Source organism: Clostridium sp. OM02-18AC, assembly GCF_003481825.1.
Lineage (GTDB): Bacteria > Bacillota > Clostridia > Lachnospirales > Lachnospiraceae > Brotaphodocola.
Window position 1 is genome coordinate 43,813 of record NZ_QULW01000019.1, and the last position, 13,532, is coordinate 57,344.

Here is a 13,532-nt window from a genome sequence, read left to right on the forward strand (position 1 = left end):
TCGCAGTTCCAACAATAGGCGGCGCAGCCTACGAGCAAAAGGATTTTCACCCAAATGCTTATCCTGTACCGGCTGGCTTGTGTTTCCGTATCTACAGAGACTTACTACGCAATATTGTTATTTTAGCCGGAACTTCTCGAGCACATCCGGCGATACCTTTTCTGCGTCCAGCTTGTGCTTTTCTACATAAGATGCGTATTTGTGCAGATCGTAATTCAGTGGAGACTGTTCGGAATCCACATTGTGTTTCTTTACATAATCCAGCATAATTGCCCGTCGTTCTTTCCCTGATTTTCCCATGGTTGTGTTCCTCCGAAAATAGATGTTCAGAATGTATTATAGCAAGCTGGCAGGAGAATCACAAGCGCTATAAAACCTGGATAAAAATGATTCCAATGTGAAATACTAGGTTCAGAGGTTTGTGGAATCAGGAAAGGAGCTTTCGTATGCAGATGGGAAAAGCAAGCTTGCGTTTTGAGCATCCTGCTTTTGTTGCATCCTGGGCATCGGTTGCAGGGAAAAAAGAGGGACAGGGACCTTTGGCTGCCGGGATCGATGTGACGGAGCAGGATGAGATGTTTGGGATGGAAAACTGGGAGCAGGCAGAGAGTGCCATGCAGAAGCAGGCGGCAGATCTGGCGCTTGAGAAAGGAAATATTCACCGGAGAGAGGTACGTTATCTGTTTGCAGGAGATCTTCTGGGGCAGCTGATCGCGACTTCGTTTGGTACGGTGGATCTGGAAATCCCCTTATTTGGGCTTTACGGCGCCTGTTCGACCATGGGAGAAGCCATGGGACTTGGAGCAATGTGTGTGAATGCAGGATATGCAGACCGGGTCCTTGCAATTGCATCCAGCCATTTTGCAACTGCGGAAAAACAGTTCCGTTTTCCCCTGGGATACGGAAACCAGCGGGCGCAGAGTGCATCGTGGACGGTGACTGGCTGTGGGGCAGTGGTGCTGGAGTGTGGAAAAAAAGCAGGAAATCTGCCGACATCCCATATTGCAGTAACCGGCATCACCACAGGAAAACTGGTAGATATGGGAACCAGGGATTCTATGAACATGGGTGCGGCAATGGCACCGGCAGCCTGGAATACGATCTGTCAGAATCTGGAGGATTTTGGTGTGGATGTTTCCTATTATGACCGGATCATCACCGGGGATCTGGGAGCAGTGGGACAGAAAGTGCTGCTGGATTTTATGAAAAGCAGCGGTCATGATATGGCGGGCAGGCATATGGACTGCGGGCTGGAGATTTATGACCGGGGAGAACAGGATGTGCATGCAGGCGGCAGCGGATGTGGCTGCGCAGCGGTGACATTGTGTGCCCATATTCTGCCGAAAATGCAGCGTGGCGAGTGGAAACGGGTATTGTTTGTTCCGACAGGAGCCCTGTTGTCTACCGTCAGTTACAATGAAGGAGAGAGTATTCCGGGAATTGCCCATGCGGTAGTACTGGAACGAATGGAGGTGTGAATGAACGAATGGATAATCGTATCGTTTTTATCATGCACAGTATGACCAGTGCGGCGGGCGACAGTTTGAACAGTGCAGCCGGTGGTGTGGCAATGGAACTGATCCGGGCCTTTCTTGTGGGCGGTGTGATCTGTGCGCTCGTTCAGATTCTTTTAGACAGGACCAAAATGATGCCGGGACGGGTTATGGTAACGCTGGTTGTAAGTGGAACGATTCTTGGCTGGCTCGGACTTTATGAACCGTTTTTGAAGTGGGCAGGGGCCGGAGCGGGGGTACCGCTTCTTGGTTTTGGAAATACCTTGTGGAAAGGTGTTGCAAAAGCAATCGGAGAAGAAGGATGCATTGGAATTTTCAAAGGAGGTCTGACGGCAGCCTCTGCCGGGATTGCGGCGGCTCTGGTGTTTGGGTATCTGGGGGCACTGATCTTTAAGCCGAGGATGAAAGAATAACAATATAAGTATATGACAAGGGCCGTGTGAGTTGCCGAAAGGCAACTCACACGGCCCTATTAAAGTGAAATAAATGGTTGTTTTAGTCCCGCCCCGGTCCATTGGATACGGCCGAGGATGGGCGGGTGCTGGCACCGCCAGGCCCAAGACCGGGAACTGCGTTTCCTGCGCCTCGGGAACTTCCGGTTCCCGGGGTAACATCATCGTCCGGTCCGAGATAGGATGGATCGATGGTCACGCTGGTATGACCGGGACATTGCCTGGTTGGCATTGCATATTTGGAATCATCGGTTTCGCCTTCTTCGTCAGCCGGAAGTGCAATCCGCACGATGGATGTCTTCGGGCAGTTCGGTCCCGGAAGAAGACCGGTTTCGCTGCAGACAGTGGTAAGTACGTGGGTGTTGCACATTTCGGTCGGTACGGTTCCCTTTGCGAAGTATTCTGTGTATACGGCATTGCCGCGCGGATCATGGGAGCAGACGCCCGGAATCGCCAGTTTGCCGGATTTGCGGCAGATCTCTGCAGTTTCCACGCTGTCTGGTACGGTGAAGCCCGGGTCACTCAAGCCTTCGTGAACACGGGTCATGATCTTGCGCCAGATATCTTTGTGGAAGGACGTGCCGCCGTTTACTGCCGTCAGTTTCTGGTTTTCATCGCAGCCGCCCCATACACCTGCGGTATAGTAAGGAGTGTAACCGATGAACCAGATATCGTTGTTGTTGCTGGTCGTACCACTCTTACCTGCTGCTGACATGTTCGGAAGTGCCGCGCGGGTACTGGTGGAGCTGACACTGACACCAGAACTCGCGAAGATGTGGTTTGCCTGCATGGAATCTTTCATGGCATCGGTCAGTAAAAATGCGGTAGAATCTTTCAATACCCGGTGGGTTTCCGGCTCATTGTCGATGAGCAGTTTGCCATCGTGATCCAGAATTTTGGTAAAGAAAACCGGTTTGGTATAAAGTCCGCCGTTTGCAATGGAAGCGAATGCGGAGGTCAGTTCCAGGTTGGTTACACCGTTGGTAATACCGCCCAGGGCAGTCGCTGCGTTCATGTCGGTGTCCGTCAGGGTTGTAATGCCAAAGTTCTTGGCATATTCTACACCGAGCTGTGGACTTACAGTTTCCATCAAAGTGCGCACGGCAACGATGTTCATGGAATAGATGATACCGTCGCGGATGCTGGAGTAACCAAGATAGCCCTGCTTGTACCAGTTTTTAAACGTTTTGGTTCCCACGGTGAAAGGAGCATCGTAGTAGACGCTTCCCAGGGTAGCACCGCAGGTGTCCAGTGCCGGGGCAAAAGCGGTGATGACCTTGAATGTGGAACCAGGCTGCCTTGTGGTATCGGTTGCACGGTTTAAGGTCAGACTGGCTGTTTTGGTACCGCGTCCGCCACTTATGGCTTTGACCTGTCCGGTCTTCTGATCCATGATCACGAAGGAAACCTGCGGTTCCAGTACTTTGCTGCAGCGCTCTCCAATGATGGTGTCACCTTCCTGCAGGATTGCTGCTTTGTAAGATTCGATGTCAGCGTCGGCATCGGCTTCACTGTTATACAGTCCATCCCAGCCAGGATTTAAGGTGGAAGCATGCCAAGACTTTAAGTTTTTCTCTGAAAAATGTTCGGTAGTTCCATCTGCGTGGGTTACGGAAAGCCGGTATTCTACGCTGTAGCGTGCGGCGGAGTAATTGTCCGGGTTATTGACCTCTTCATCTACAATGGCCTGAATGGTTGGATCCTGGGTGGTGTAGATCTGGAGACCTCCGCTGTAAAGCAGGTTGTGAGCCTGTGTTTCCGTATAACCGAGTTTTTCCATCAGCGTGTCTTTTACCTGCTGGGTCAGTTCATCCGTGAAGTAGCTGTACGGGGTGGAATTTTCTTTGGAAACAGTATCTACCATCTGGATCCGGGCATAGACATCGTCGGCCAGGGCTTCTTCCTGCTGTGCTTTTGTAATATAACCCTGTTCGAACATATATTGCAGGATGACTTTGCGTTTTTCCGCGTTGGCCTGCTGCCCGCTGATCGGATTTAAGCGGGAAGGGTTCTGGGTGATGCCGGCGATAACGGCACATTCGGAAAGGGTTAAATCGGAAACATCCTTATTAAAATAGCGTCGGGCAGCAACTTTGACACCCAGTGCATTGTTGCCCAGATTGATCGTATTTAAATAGTTGGTCAGGATCAGTTTGCGGTCCATGGATTTAGTCAGCTGGAGAGCCAGATACTGTTCCTGGAGTTTTCGCTCGAGTTTTGCACCGAAGCTGGTTTCCATGCCGCCGTTGAACATGTTATTTTTGATCAGCTGCTGGGTGATGGTGCTTCCGCCGCCGCGGTTTTCGCCAGTCAGTACGCCGACAGCGGCGCGGGAGATGGAGCGAAGGTCGATGCCGTTGTGGGTCCAGAAACGGGAGTCCTCAATGGCAACAAAAGCGTTGATCAGGTCCTGTGGAAGTTCGTCGTAGGTGGCTTCTTCCCGGTTGGAGCCTGCAGTTACCAGTGTGTCGGTTAGATTTCCGGCACTGTCGTAAACCGTAGTGGCATAGCCGATGGGAACGATACTGTTCACATTCAGCTCCGGGGAATTGTCGATGATGCCCATGACAATACCGATGCCAATGCTGGATACGACCAGAACGCAAAACAGACAGAGCACGCAGCAGGTTTTGGCGAAGGTAAGGAAAATGCGGGAACGGTATTTCCGGCTCCGTGAGTTCGCGGCCTGCAAACGCTTTTCTGTAGCGTTTTTTCCATAATTCATTCGGAATCCTCCTTTTCAGGATGTGTACTGGCAGCTGTAAAGAGGTCTGACAGCTGCTGATCGGGGATAAAATGTTGTTTGTATCATGCGTGAACAACATAAAAATCCGTCTATCATTATACCAAAATGATTCTGATAATTCAACCGTGCGAAGCATCGGCAGAATCCGTTACTGTTTGCTCAGCGCGTGAATAGTAACCCTGCGAAACACATGGGCAGTCATGTTGCTTCTTGCCAGAAGTCTTCTTTACTGGTATGATAGGGAACGAGAGAAGCGAATCGTAAAAGAAACAGGATGATAGGAAGTAGTATACCCATGATGGAACGATATAAAATTCTTTATGAGGGCGGCGAAGGGGAATTAACCGAGAAAAAATCCCGCTTCATTGCTACCACAAGACCGGTAGAGAGCGAGGAAGAGGCCGTCGCTTTTATCGATGAGATGAAAAAGAAATACTGGGATGCCCGGCATAACTGCTCGGCTTATGTGATCGGGGAGCGTGGCCAGGTGCAGCGCTGCAGCGATGATGGAGAACCGGCCCAGACGGCAGGACGTCCGATGCTGGATGTGCTTTTGGGTGCAGAAGTGAAAAATATCTGTGTCGTGGTGACCCGTTATTTTGGCGGAACCCTGCTTGGAACCGGCGGACTGGTGCGTGCATATTCCGGCGCGGTGCAGGAGGGACTCAAAAACAGCGTGATCGTGGAGAAATGTCCGGGGGTGGAATGGAAGATCCATACTGATTACAATGGCATTGGCAAGATCCAGTACATCAATGCGCAGATGGAGATCCCGGTTCTGGATACCCAGTACACCGATGCAGTGGATGTTGTCTGCATGGTGCCACTTGAAAAAGAAGGTTCCCTGGTTGCCCAGATCACCGAAAAGACTGGCGGCAAAGCTGTGATTACCCGGGAAAAGGAATGCTATTATGGCTTTGCAGACGGGGAACTGGTCCTGTTTTAAAATTTAAACAGAAAAAGCCCTGCAATTGAGGAAAAAACGCTTGCATTCCGTTCACCAGAATGCTATATTAATAACTTGTGATGAATGACGTGAAACTAAGGACCTGGCAACAAGTCCTTAGTTTTTTTAAAGAGAAAGAGGATTATTACGACTATGAAAATGAAGAGAGAAGACATCCGTAACATCGCGATCATTGCCCACGTTGACCATGGTAAAACCACTCTGGTAGATGAACTGTTAAAGCAGAGCGGCGTTTTCCGTGCAAACCAGGAAGTGGCAGAGCGTGTCATGGACTCCAACGATATTGAGCGTGAGCGCGGAATCACCATTCTTTCCAAGAACACAGCAGTATTTTATAAAGATAAGAAGATCAACATCATCGACACCCCAGGACATGCAGACTTCGGCGGCGAGGTTGAGCGTGTACTGAAGATGGTAAACGGTGTTATCCTGGTTGTAGACGCATATGAGGGACCGATGCCGCAGACCAAATTCGTGCTGCAGAAGGCACTGGATCTGGACCTGTCTGTTATCGTCTGCATCAACAAGATCGACCGTCCGGAAGCAAGACCGACCGAGGTGATTGATGAGGTATTAGAGCTGTTTATGGATCTGGACGCATCCGACGAGCAGTTAGACTGCCCGTTCGTATTTGCATCTGCCCGTGCAGGTTTTGCAAAGAAAGAGCTGGACGATCCGGAAGTAGATATGAGCCCGCTGTTTGAGACCATCGTAAACTACATCCCGGCTCCGGAGGGAGACCCGGATGCAGATACCCAGATGCTCATCAGCACCATTGACTACAACGAGTTTGTTGGCCGTATCGGTGTCGGCAAAATCGACAACGGAAGCATCAAGGTAAACCAGGACTGCGTGATCGTAAACCATCACGATCCGGACAAGATGCGCCGCGTGAAGATCGGTAAGCTGTACCAGTTCGACGGCTTAAAGCGTGTAGAGGTTCAGGAGGCAACCATCGGTGATATCGTTGCAGTATCCGGTATCGCAGACCTTCACATTGGTGATACTATCTGTTCCCCGGAGAATCCGGAATCCATTCCGTTCCAGAAGATTTCCGAGCCGACGATCGCCATGAACTTCATGGTAAATGACAGCCCGCTTGCAGGTCAGGAAGGTAAGTTTGTTACCTCCCGTCACTTAAGAGAGCGTCTGTTCCGCGAACTGAACACCGATGTTAGCCTGCGTGTAGAAGAGACCGAGTCCCCGGACTGCTTTAAGGTTTCCGGACGTGGTGAGCTGCATCTGTCTGTCCTGATCGAGAATATGCGCCGCGAGGGCTTTGAGTTTGCAGTCAGCAAGGCTGAGGTTCTTTACAAATACAACGAGCGCAACCAGAAGTTAGAGCCGATGGAGTTAGCTTACATCGACGTTCCGGAGGAGTTTACCGGTGCGGTAATCCAGAAGCTGACCTCCAGAAAGGGTGAGCTGCAGGGTATGAGTCCGGCAAACGGCGGATATACCCGTCTGGAGTTTTCCATCCCGGCAAGAGGTCTGATCGGCTACCGTGGTGAGTTCATGACCGATACCAAGGGTAACGGTATCATCAACACCATTTTCGATGGTTACGGTCCGTTCAAGGGTGAGTTAAGCTACCGTAAGACCGGTTCCCTGATCGCTTACGAGAGCGGTGAGACCATCACCTACGGTCTGTTCAATGCACAGGAGCGCGGTATCCTCTTTGTGGGACCGGGCGAGAAGGTTTACTCTGGTATGGTCATCGGACAGAACCCGAAGACCGAGGATATCGAGGTCAATGTCTGCAAGACCAAGAAGCTGACTAACACCCGTTCTTCCAGTGCTGATGAGGCATTGAAGCTGGTTCCGAAGAAGATCATGAGCCTGGAGCAGTGCCTGGAGTTCATCGATACCGACGAGCTTCTTGAGGTAACCCCGGAGAACCTGCGTATCCGCAAGAAAATCCTGGATCCGACCATGCGTAAGAGAGCATCCTTTAAAAAATAAATATTGCCAGATTCCCTAAAACCTGGTGTGGACTTTTCTAGTAAAGCCAAGCTATTTTTCGCCACACAGCCCCTTCCCGTACGGGAGGGCGGCTGTGTGGCGTTTTTGCGCTATTGAAAGGAGTTAACTATGACAGATACATTTATGAAAGAAAAACCGGTATTTCCACTGCTGTTGTCGATGGCCTTGCCGATGGTAGTGTCTATGCTGGTCAATTCCCTTTATAACATTATCGACAGTTTCTTTGTGGCGAAGATCAGTGAAAATGCCATGACAGCGCTTTCCCTGGTGTATCCGGTACAGAATTTTATCAATGCGGCTGCCATTGGTTTTGGAGTGGGGATCAATGCACTGGTATCGCTGTATCTTGGGGCGGGAGATAAGAAAAAAGCCGGAAATGCGGCGGGACAGGGACTGCTTTGCTGCCTGGCCCATGGTGTTGTTCTGGCTGTTCTTTCCCTGCTGATCATGCCGCATTTCTTAAGCATGTTTACGAGTGATGAAGCGGTAAAGCTGTTGGCGATCCGTTACGTTTCCATCGCATTTTCGTTTGCGCCGGTGATCATGGCAGGACTGTTTTTTGAAAAGCTTTTTCAGGCGGTAGGGCGCATGAAGGCGGCCATGGCAAGTCTGCTTTGCGGCTGTATTGCCAACATCATCCTGGATCCTTTGATGATCTTTGGAATCGGCATTTTTCCGGCAATGGGGATCACAGGAGCAGCGATCGCAACGGGAATCGGCCAGGTTGTTTCCCTGGCGGTGTATCTGGTGATGTACGTTGGAAAACCATTTCCGGTCAAGTTTTCGAAAAAAGATCTGCTCCCAAACAGACCGATCCTGAAAAAATTATATGGAATCGGTGTTCCGGCAATTTTGAACCTGGCTCTGCCATCGATTTTGATTTCCGCGTTAAACGGCATTCTTGCGGCATCTTCGGACTGTTATGTCCTGGTGCTCGGAATCTACTATAAACTTCAGACGTTCCTGTATCTTCCGGCCAGCGGCATTGTGCAGGGACTGCGCCCGCTGATTGGATACAATTACGGGGCAAAGGAAATGAAGCGGGTGCGCAGGCTGTTTGAACTGACGCTGGTGATGTGTGCAGTCATTATGGCGGTTGGAACGTTTGGCTGTCTTCTGTTTGCAAAACAGCTTATGCAGCTGTTCACCACAAACCCGGAAACCGTGGCAGCGGGCACACAGGCATTACGCCTGATCTGCCTGGGATTTTTAATTTCTTCGGTTTCTGTGACCGCAAGCGGCGCGTTTGAGGGATTGGGAATGGGCATGTCTTCTCTCATCATTTCCCTGTGCCGTTATTTGGTGGTGATCCTGCCGGCTGCCTGGATCTTAAACCGGATCATGGGGCCAGTTGGAGTCTGGCACGGATTCTGGATCAGTGAGTGGATCTCGGCGGCGGTTTCAGCCTGTCTTGTAGGACGATTTGCTTTCGCTGCTTTTCGGGAACGTTAGTTGGAGGCAGCAAAACATTATAAAATCTGCTGCTTTTTTGCCTTTTGCATGGAAAATGTAACATTTTGCCGCCATTTGTCGAGCGAAAACCTGAATATTTTTTCTCATTTTCCCGTAAATATGATAATAGCTGAGAGCTAAAAGAAATGGGAAGAGGAGAGAAAATACTATGTCAGAAAAAGTGATCGAAAACAATAAAGTGAGTGTGATCGGAGAAATCATTTCCGGGTTTACCTTCAGCCATGAAGTGTTTGGAGAGGGATTTTATCTGGTAAATGTAGCGGTGAGCCGTTTGAGCGAGCAGGCCGATATCATTCCGCTTATGATTTCAGAGCGTCTTTTGGATGTTAAGGAAGATTATATTGGCTGCACGGTGGAGGCCATTGGCCAGTTCCGTTCCTATAACCGCCATGAAGGGATAAAAAACCGTCTGGTACTGTCGGTGTTTGTACGGGAAATCCATTTTATGGAGAAATTTACGGATTATACCAAGACGAACCAGATTTTTCTGGATGGTTACATCTGTAAGGCACCGGTTTACCGGAAAACACCGCTCGGAAGGGAGATTGCAGATCTCCTTTTGGCAGTCAACCGCCCTTACGGCAAGTCAGACTATATCCCGTGCATTGCCTGGGGCAGAAATGCGCGGTTTGCTTCCGGATTCGAGGTGGGAACCAGAGTGCGCGTATGGGGCCGTGTGCAGAGCCGGGAGTACACCAAAAAGCTCAGCGAGACCGAGTGCGAGAAGCGGGTGGCTTACGAGGTTTCCATCAGCAAGCTGGAATGCGGGGATCTGGAAGAGGAAGCGTAAGGATGCGAAGCATCGGCGCGGCTGTGCTGGCGGATTTATGTATGTGAATCGCAATAAGGATAGCCGCAGTCTTAACAGATTAACTTGCAAATTACATGGGAATGTGTTACGATTAGCACGCTTGTATAAACGATGCTAAGAAAAACAGAGGTGCAAAAGCGATGAGTACAGGAAGACTAGAGGTCATCTGCGGCAAAGACAGCTCAGGCAAGACAGCGATGGCCCTTGGCAGAGCGCTCCAGGCGCTCACAGAGCAGAAAACCGTGATCGTGATCCAGTTTTTAAAAGGCAGTGAGAAAACAGGAAATCTGGACGTATTAAAGCGAATGGAGCCGGAACTGAAGATATTCCGCTTCGAAAAATCAGACCGCTACTTTGCAGAGTTAAGCGATTCTGAAAAGAAAGATGAGCAGGTCAATATTCGCAATGGATTAAATTATGCAAAGAAGGTATTGACCACAGAGGAGTGCGATCTTCTGGTTCTCGATGAAGCCCTTGGGCTGGTTGACCAGAATATCGTAACGGAAGAGGAACTGGAGGGCATTTTAAACTGCCGTGACCAGGTCCAGGTCATTGTGACCGGAAAGGTACTGCCGGAAGGCATTCGCCGGATCGCAGATAAAGTGGAATATGTAGATTGTTCCAACTGTTCCAGATAGGTTTAAGTTGACAATTAAAATGGTTAATGCTAGTATTATATATAAACAGGCAAGTAGAGGTTGCGCGAAGCATGAGTAAAGAATCGGATGCACCAGAAGCAGAAGAGGATTCTTTGAAAGGGCGGGCGCCGAAGATAGAGGACGGTCTGGAAGTCATTTATCTGGGGACAGGGTGAAGAATCCTGTAACTGTCATCCAACCGGATGGAGAGCTACTTAAAGCAAAAAGCACAAAAGCGACTTTAAGAGGGCTGACCGGGATTTGTCAGTCCCTTTTTTATTTCATAGGAAAGTGCGTCCTATGAAACAAAAAAGTGCTCCGCAGGGATGCGCGCTCGGCGCAAAGGTAGATGGTTGCCAAAGCAACCGCGCCTCGGCGCGAGAATGTGCCAAGGCACATTCTTTTTTACATTGCATGTCGGAACAGTGCGGTGGCGTATCCGTTGATTGACGCCTGCAATACATAAACATATGAGGAGGAAAAGAACATGGCTATTTTTGAGGGCGCTGGTGTTGCATTGGTAACCCCGTTTACAGAATCTGGAGAGGTAAATTATGATAAGCTTGCTGAGCTTTTGGAGGAGCAGATCGCAGGCGGTACCGATGCGATCATCGTATGCGGCACCACCGGTGAGTCTGCAACCATGAGTCACGAGGAGCATCTGGATGTGATCCGTTTCACCTGCAAGGTGGTAAACAAGCGTATCCCGGTTATCGCAGGAACCGGTTCCAACTGTACCAGAGAGGCAATCCACCTTTCTAAAGAGGCTGAGAAGGCCGGAGCAGACGGACTGTTGTTAGTAACTCCTTATTACAATAAGGCAACCCAGAATGGTCTAATCGCACACTATACCGCGATCGCAGAGTCTGTAAACATTCCGTGTCTTTTATATCATGTGCCGACCCGTACCGGTCTTACCATGAAACCGGAGACCATCGTAAAACTTTGCCGCGATGTGAAAAACATTGTTGGCGTGAAAGAAGCAAGCGGCAACTTCTCCGCGATCGCAGAGATCATGCACCTGGCAAACGGCTGCGTAGATCTGTATTCTGGCAACGACGACCAGATTGTTCCGCTTCTGGCTATGGGCGGCAAGGGCGTTATCTCCGTTCTGTCCAACGTTGCTCCGAGACAGACCCACGAGATCTGCGAGAACTTCTTCAAGGGCGATATCCAGAAGAGCTGCCAGATGCAGTTAGATGCCATTCCGGTGATCAATGTGCTGTTCTGCGAAGTAAACCCGATTCCGGTTAAGGCTGCCTTAAACCTGATGGGCAAAGAAGCTGGCCCGTTAAGACTGCCGCTTACCGAGATGGAGCCGCAGAACCAGGAACGTTTGAAAAAGGCAATGCAGGAGTATGGAATCCTGTAAACCAGGAATGTACGCAGCATTTGCAAAGAATCAAAACGACAGCTGCCTGTGTCATGGAAAGCAGCTGTATGGAAACGTACAAATAGAATCACAAACGAAAGAACAGGACCTGCACAGGAGGACTTATAAAATGGTAAAAATGATCATGCACGGCTGCAATGGTGCGATGGGACGCACCATTACCGGTCTGGCAAAGGAGATGGATGGCATTGAGATCGTAGCCGGAATCGATGTCAATCCGGTAGTTTTAAGTGATTATCCGGTGTTTGCATCTTTAGAGGAATGTAACGTTGAGGCAGATGTGATCGTTGATTTTGCTTCTGCAAAGGCAGTGGACCATCTGCTGGATTACTGCGTGGCACACAAGATGCCTCTGGTACTCTGCACGACCGGACTTTCTGCAGAGCAGATCGAAAAAGTAAAAGAGAGCAGCAAACAGACTGCGATCCTGCGCTCTGCGAATATGTCCCTTGGCATCAATACCCTCATGAAGCTGGTCCAGGATGCGGCAAAGGTACTGGCGAATGCAGGCTTTGACATTGAGATCGTCGAGAAGCACCACAACAAAAAACTGGATGCGCCGAGCGGCACTGCACTGGCTCTGGCAGATTCCATCAACGAGGCGATGGACAACCAGTACCATTACAAATATGACCGCAGCCAGGAGCGCGTAAGACGTGACGAGAAAGAGATCGGTATCTCTTCCGTGCGCGGCGGTACGATTGTAGGTGACCACGACGTGATCTTTGCCGGAACGGATGAGGTCATTACCTTCCGCCACACTGCTTATTCCAAGGCAATTTTCGGAAAAGGTGCACTGCAGGCAGCCCTGTTTCTGGCAGGTAAAGAGCCGGGACTGTACGACATGCAGGATGTGATCGGTTAATTTTATAAAAAGATAAAAATGGAAGTTCTGATTTTTGATAAAATCGTTTCTTCTTTCTCATACTAACAGCAGGATGTATTCCTGAAATAGGTTGTTTCGTGGAAAAGTACAGTCTATGAAACAAAAACGCTCCGCCTGGATGCGCACTCTTTTTCAGAATTCATTAGGAAAGAAAGGAGAATACGATGATGAAAAAAATCAGAATGACTGCATGTGTGCTGATCTTCGCCATGACTGTTTGTCTTTTAGCGGGATGCAGCAACCAGAATGGAAACAACATGGCGGATGAAGCCACGACTGCAAGCCAGGGAGCGCCAAATGGCCAGAATGGAAATGGCCGGGGCACCGCTGCCGGGGAAAACGGCACAAACAACATGGAAAACGGAATGGCCGGTGAAAACGGCGGAGCCGGAAATGGCACGAGTGGAACCGGAGGTACTACTGGAAATGGCGGAATCAACGGAAACGGTACTAACACAACCGGGGAAAACACCGGGAATGGTGTAAATAGAGCAGGTGGAGCTGCCGGAAGTGAGAATGGCGGAAACTTAAACCAGACAAACGGAAATGTTGGAAATTCTGCTGCAGAAAACCGCACCGGAGTTCAGAAAAGCACTGGCGTGGTGGACGGACTCGTGGATGATGTGGAGCGCGTTGTGCAGTAAGAACGTTATTTGGTTTTTCTTGTTT

The 13,532-nt window shown here is 49.8% G+C and carries 12 protein-coding genes and 1 riboswitch; of the genes, 10 read left to right on the forward strand and 2 right to left on the reverse strand.

Annotated features, from left to right (window positions below):
• Positions 1-117: 117 nt before the first annotated feature.
• The gene (locus DXB18_RS13065; RefSeq protein WP_118541138.1) at positions 118-300 is read right to left on the reverse strand and encodes a hypothetical protein; all 183 of its coding nucleotides are present in this window, start codon (positions 298-300) and stop codon (positions 118-120) included.
• A gap of 146 nt (positions 301-446) precedes the next feature.
• Between DXB18_RS13065 and DXB18_RS13070 the strand changes: the two genes are divergently transcribed.
• Both DXB18_RS13070 and spoVAE read left to right on the forward strand, forming a co-directional pair.
• A complete protein-coding gene (locus DXB18_RS13070) occupies positions 447-1,478 on the forward strand; it encodes a stage V sporulation protein AD (RefSeq protein WP_118541136.1) in 1,032 nt (343 codons plus the stop codon).
• A gap of 92 nt (positions 1,479-1,570) precedes the next feature.
• On the forward strand, positions 1,571-1,927 hold the full coding sequence (spoVAE, locus tag DXB18_RS13075; RefSeq protein ID WP_118541239.1) for a stage V sporulation protein AE: 357 nt from the start codon (positions 1,571-1,573) through the stop codon (positions 1,925-1,927).
• Positions 1,928-2,009: 82 nt separating this feature from the next.
• Here the strand turns inward: spoVAE and DXB18_RS13080 are convergent, their stop codons facing one another.
• Positions 2,010-4,691, reverse strand: a complete 2,682-nt coding sequence (locus tag DXB18_RS13080) for a transglycosylase domain-containing protein (RefSeq protein WP_118541134.1) — start codon at positions 4,689-4,691, stop codon at positions 2,010-2,012.
• Positions 4,692-5,007: 316 nt separating this feature from the next.
• Here DXB18_RS13080 and DXB18_RS13085 point away from each other — a divergent pair, with 316 nt between their 5' ends.
• The 8 genes from DXB18_RS13085 to DXB18_RS13120 all read left to right on the forward strand — a co-directional run bounded on the left by DXB18_RS13085 (position 5,008) and on the right by DXB18_RS13120 (position 13,507).
• Positions 5,008-5,658: a YigZ family protein gene (locus DXB18_RS13085; protein WP_118541132.1), complete on the forward strand. Its 651-nt coding sequence runs from the start codon at positions 5,008-5,010 to the stop codon at positions 5,656-5,658.
• A 153-nt stretch (positions 5,659-5,811) separates the two neighbouring features.
• A complete protein-coding gene (typA, locus tag DXB18_RS13090; RefSeq protein ID WP_118541130.1) occupies positions 5,812-7,641 on the forward strand; it encodes a translational GTPase TypA in 1,830 nt (609 codons plus the stop codon).
• Positions 7,642-7,770: 129 nt separating this feature from the next.
• Complete coding sequence (locus tag DXB18_RS13095; RefSeq protein WP_118708250.1) at positions 7,771-9,114, forward strand: MATE family efflux transporter; 1,344 nt, start codon at positions 7,771-7,773, stop codon at positions 9,112-9,114.
• Positions 9,115-9,283: 169 nt separating this feature from the next.
• On the forward strand, positions 9,284-9,925 hold the full coding sequence (locus tag DXB18_RS13100; protein ID WP_118541126.1) for a single-stranded DNA-binding protein: 642 nt from the start codon (positions 9,284-9,286) through the stop codon (positions 9,923-9,925).
• A gap of 161 nt (positions 9,926-10,086) precedes the next feature.
• Entirely contained in the window at positions 10,087-10,584 is a 498-nt protein-coding gene (locus DXB18_RS13105) for a cob(I)yrinic acid a,c-diamide adenosyltransferase (protein WP_118541124.1), read from the forward strand.
• 46 nt (positions 10,585-10,630) lie between these two features.
• Positions 10,631-10,806, forward strand: a riboswitch (Lysine riboswitch).
• Positions 10,807-11,071: 265 nt separating this feature from the next.
• Positions 11,072-11,956, forward strand: coding sequence for a 4-hydroxy-tetrahydrodipicolinate synthase (gene dapA / locus DXB18_RS13110; protein WP_118708252.1), 885 nt, complete (start codon positions 11,072-11,074; stop codon positions 11,954-11,956).
• 130 nt (positions 11,957-12,086) lie between these two features.
• Positions 12,087-12,842, forward strand: a complete 756-nt coding sequence (gene dapB, locus DXB18_RS13115; RefSeq protein WP_118541120.1) for a 4-hydroxy-tetrahydrodipicolinate reductase — start codon at positions 12,087-12,089, stop codon at positions 12,840-12,842.
• Between the two features lie 185 nt (positions 12,843-13,027).
• Positions 13,028-13,507 carry a hypothetical protein gene (locus DXB18_RS13120; protein WP_147355244.1) on the forward strand — a complete coding sequence of 160 codons (480 nt, stop codon included), beginning with the start codon at positions 13,028-13,030 and terminating at the stop codon, positions 13,505-13,507.
• Positions 13,508-13,532 lie beyond the last annotated feature (25 nt).

Excerpts from the sequence above, each read along its gene's own strand:
- DXB18_RS13065 (WP_118541138.1), bottom strand. The coding sequence starts at position 300 with ATGGGAAAATCAGGGAAAGAACGACGGGCAATTATGCTGGATTATGTA.
- DXB18_RS13070 (WP_118541136.1), top strand. The coding sequence starts at position 447 with ATGCAGATGGGAAAAGCAAGCTTGCGTTTTGAGCATCCTGCTTTTGTT.
- spoVAE (WP_118541239.1), top strand. The coding sequence starts at position 1,571 with ATGGAACTGATCCGGGCCTTTCTTGTGGGCGGTGTGATCTGTGCGCTC.
- DXB18_RS13080 (WP_118541134.1), bottom strand. The coding sequence starts at position 4,691 with ATGAATTATGGAAAAAACGCTACAGAAAAGCGTTTGCAGGCCGCGAAC.
- DXB18_RS13085 (WP_118541132.1), top strand. The coding sequence starts at position 5,008 with ATGATGGAACGATATAAAATTCTTTATGAGGGCGGCGAAGGGGAATTA.
- typA (WP_118541130.1), top strand. The coding sequence starts at position 5,812 with ATGAAAATGAAGAGAGAAGACATCCGTAACATCGCGATCATTGCCCAC.
- DXB18_RS13095 (WP_118708250.1), top strand. The coding sequence starts at position 7,771 with ATGACAGATACATTTATGAAAGAAAAACCGGTATTTCCACTGCTGTTG.
- DXB18_RS13100 (WP_118541126.1), top strand. The coding sequence starts at position 9,284 with ATGTCAGAAAAAGTGATCGAAAACAATAAAGTGAGTGTGATCGGAGAA.
- DXB18_RS13105 (WP_118541124.1), top strand. The coding sequence starts at position 10,087 with ATGAGTACAGGAAGACTAGAGGTCATCTGCGGCAAAGACAGCTCAGGC.
- dapA (WP_118708252.1), top strand. The coding sequence starts at position 11,072 with ATGGCTATTTTTGAGGGCGCTGGTGTTGCATTGGTAACCCCGTTTACA.
- dapB (WP_118541120.1), top strand. The coding sequence starts at position 12,087 with ATGGTAAAAATGATCATGCACGGCTGCAATGGTGCGATGGGACGCACC.
- DXB18_RS13120 (WP_147355244.1), top strand. The coding sequence starts at position 13,028 with ATGATGAAAAAAATCAGAATGACTGCATGTGTGCTGATCTTCGCCATG.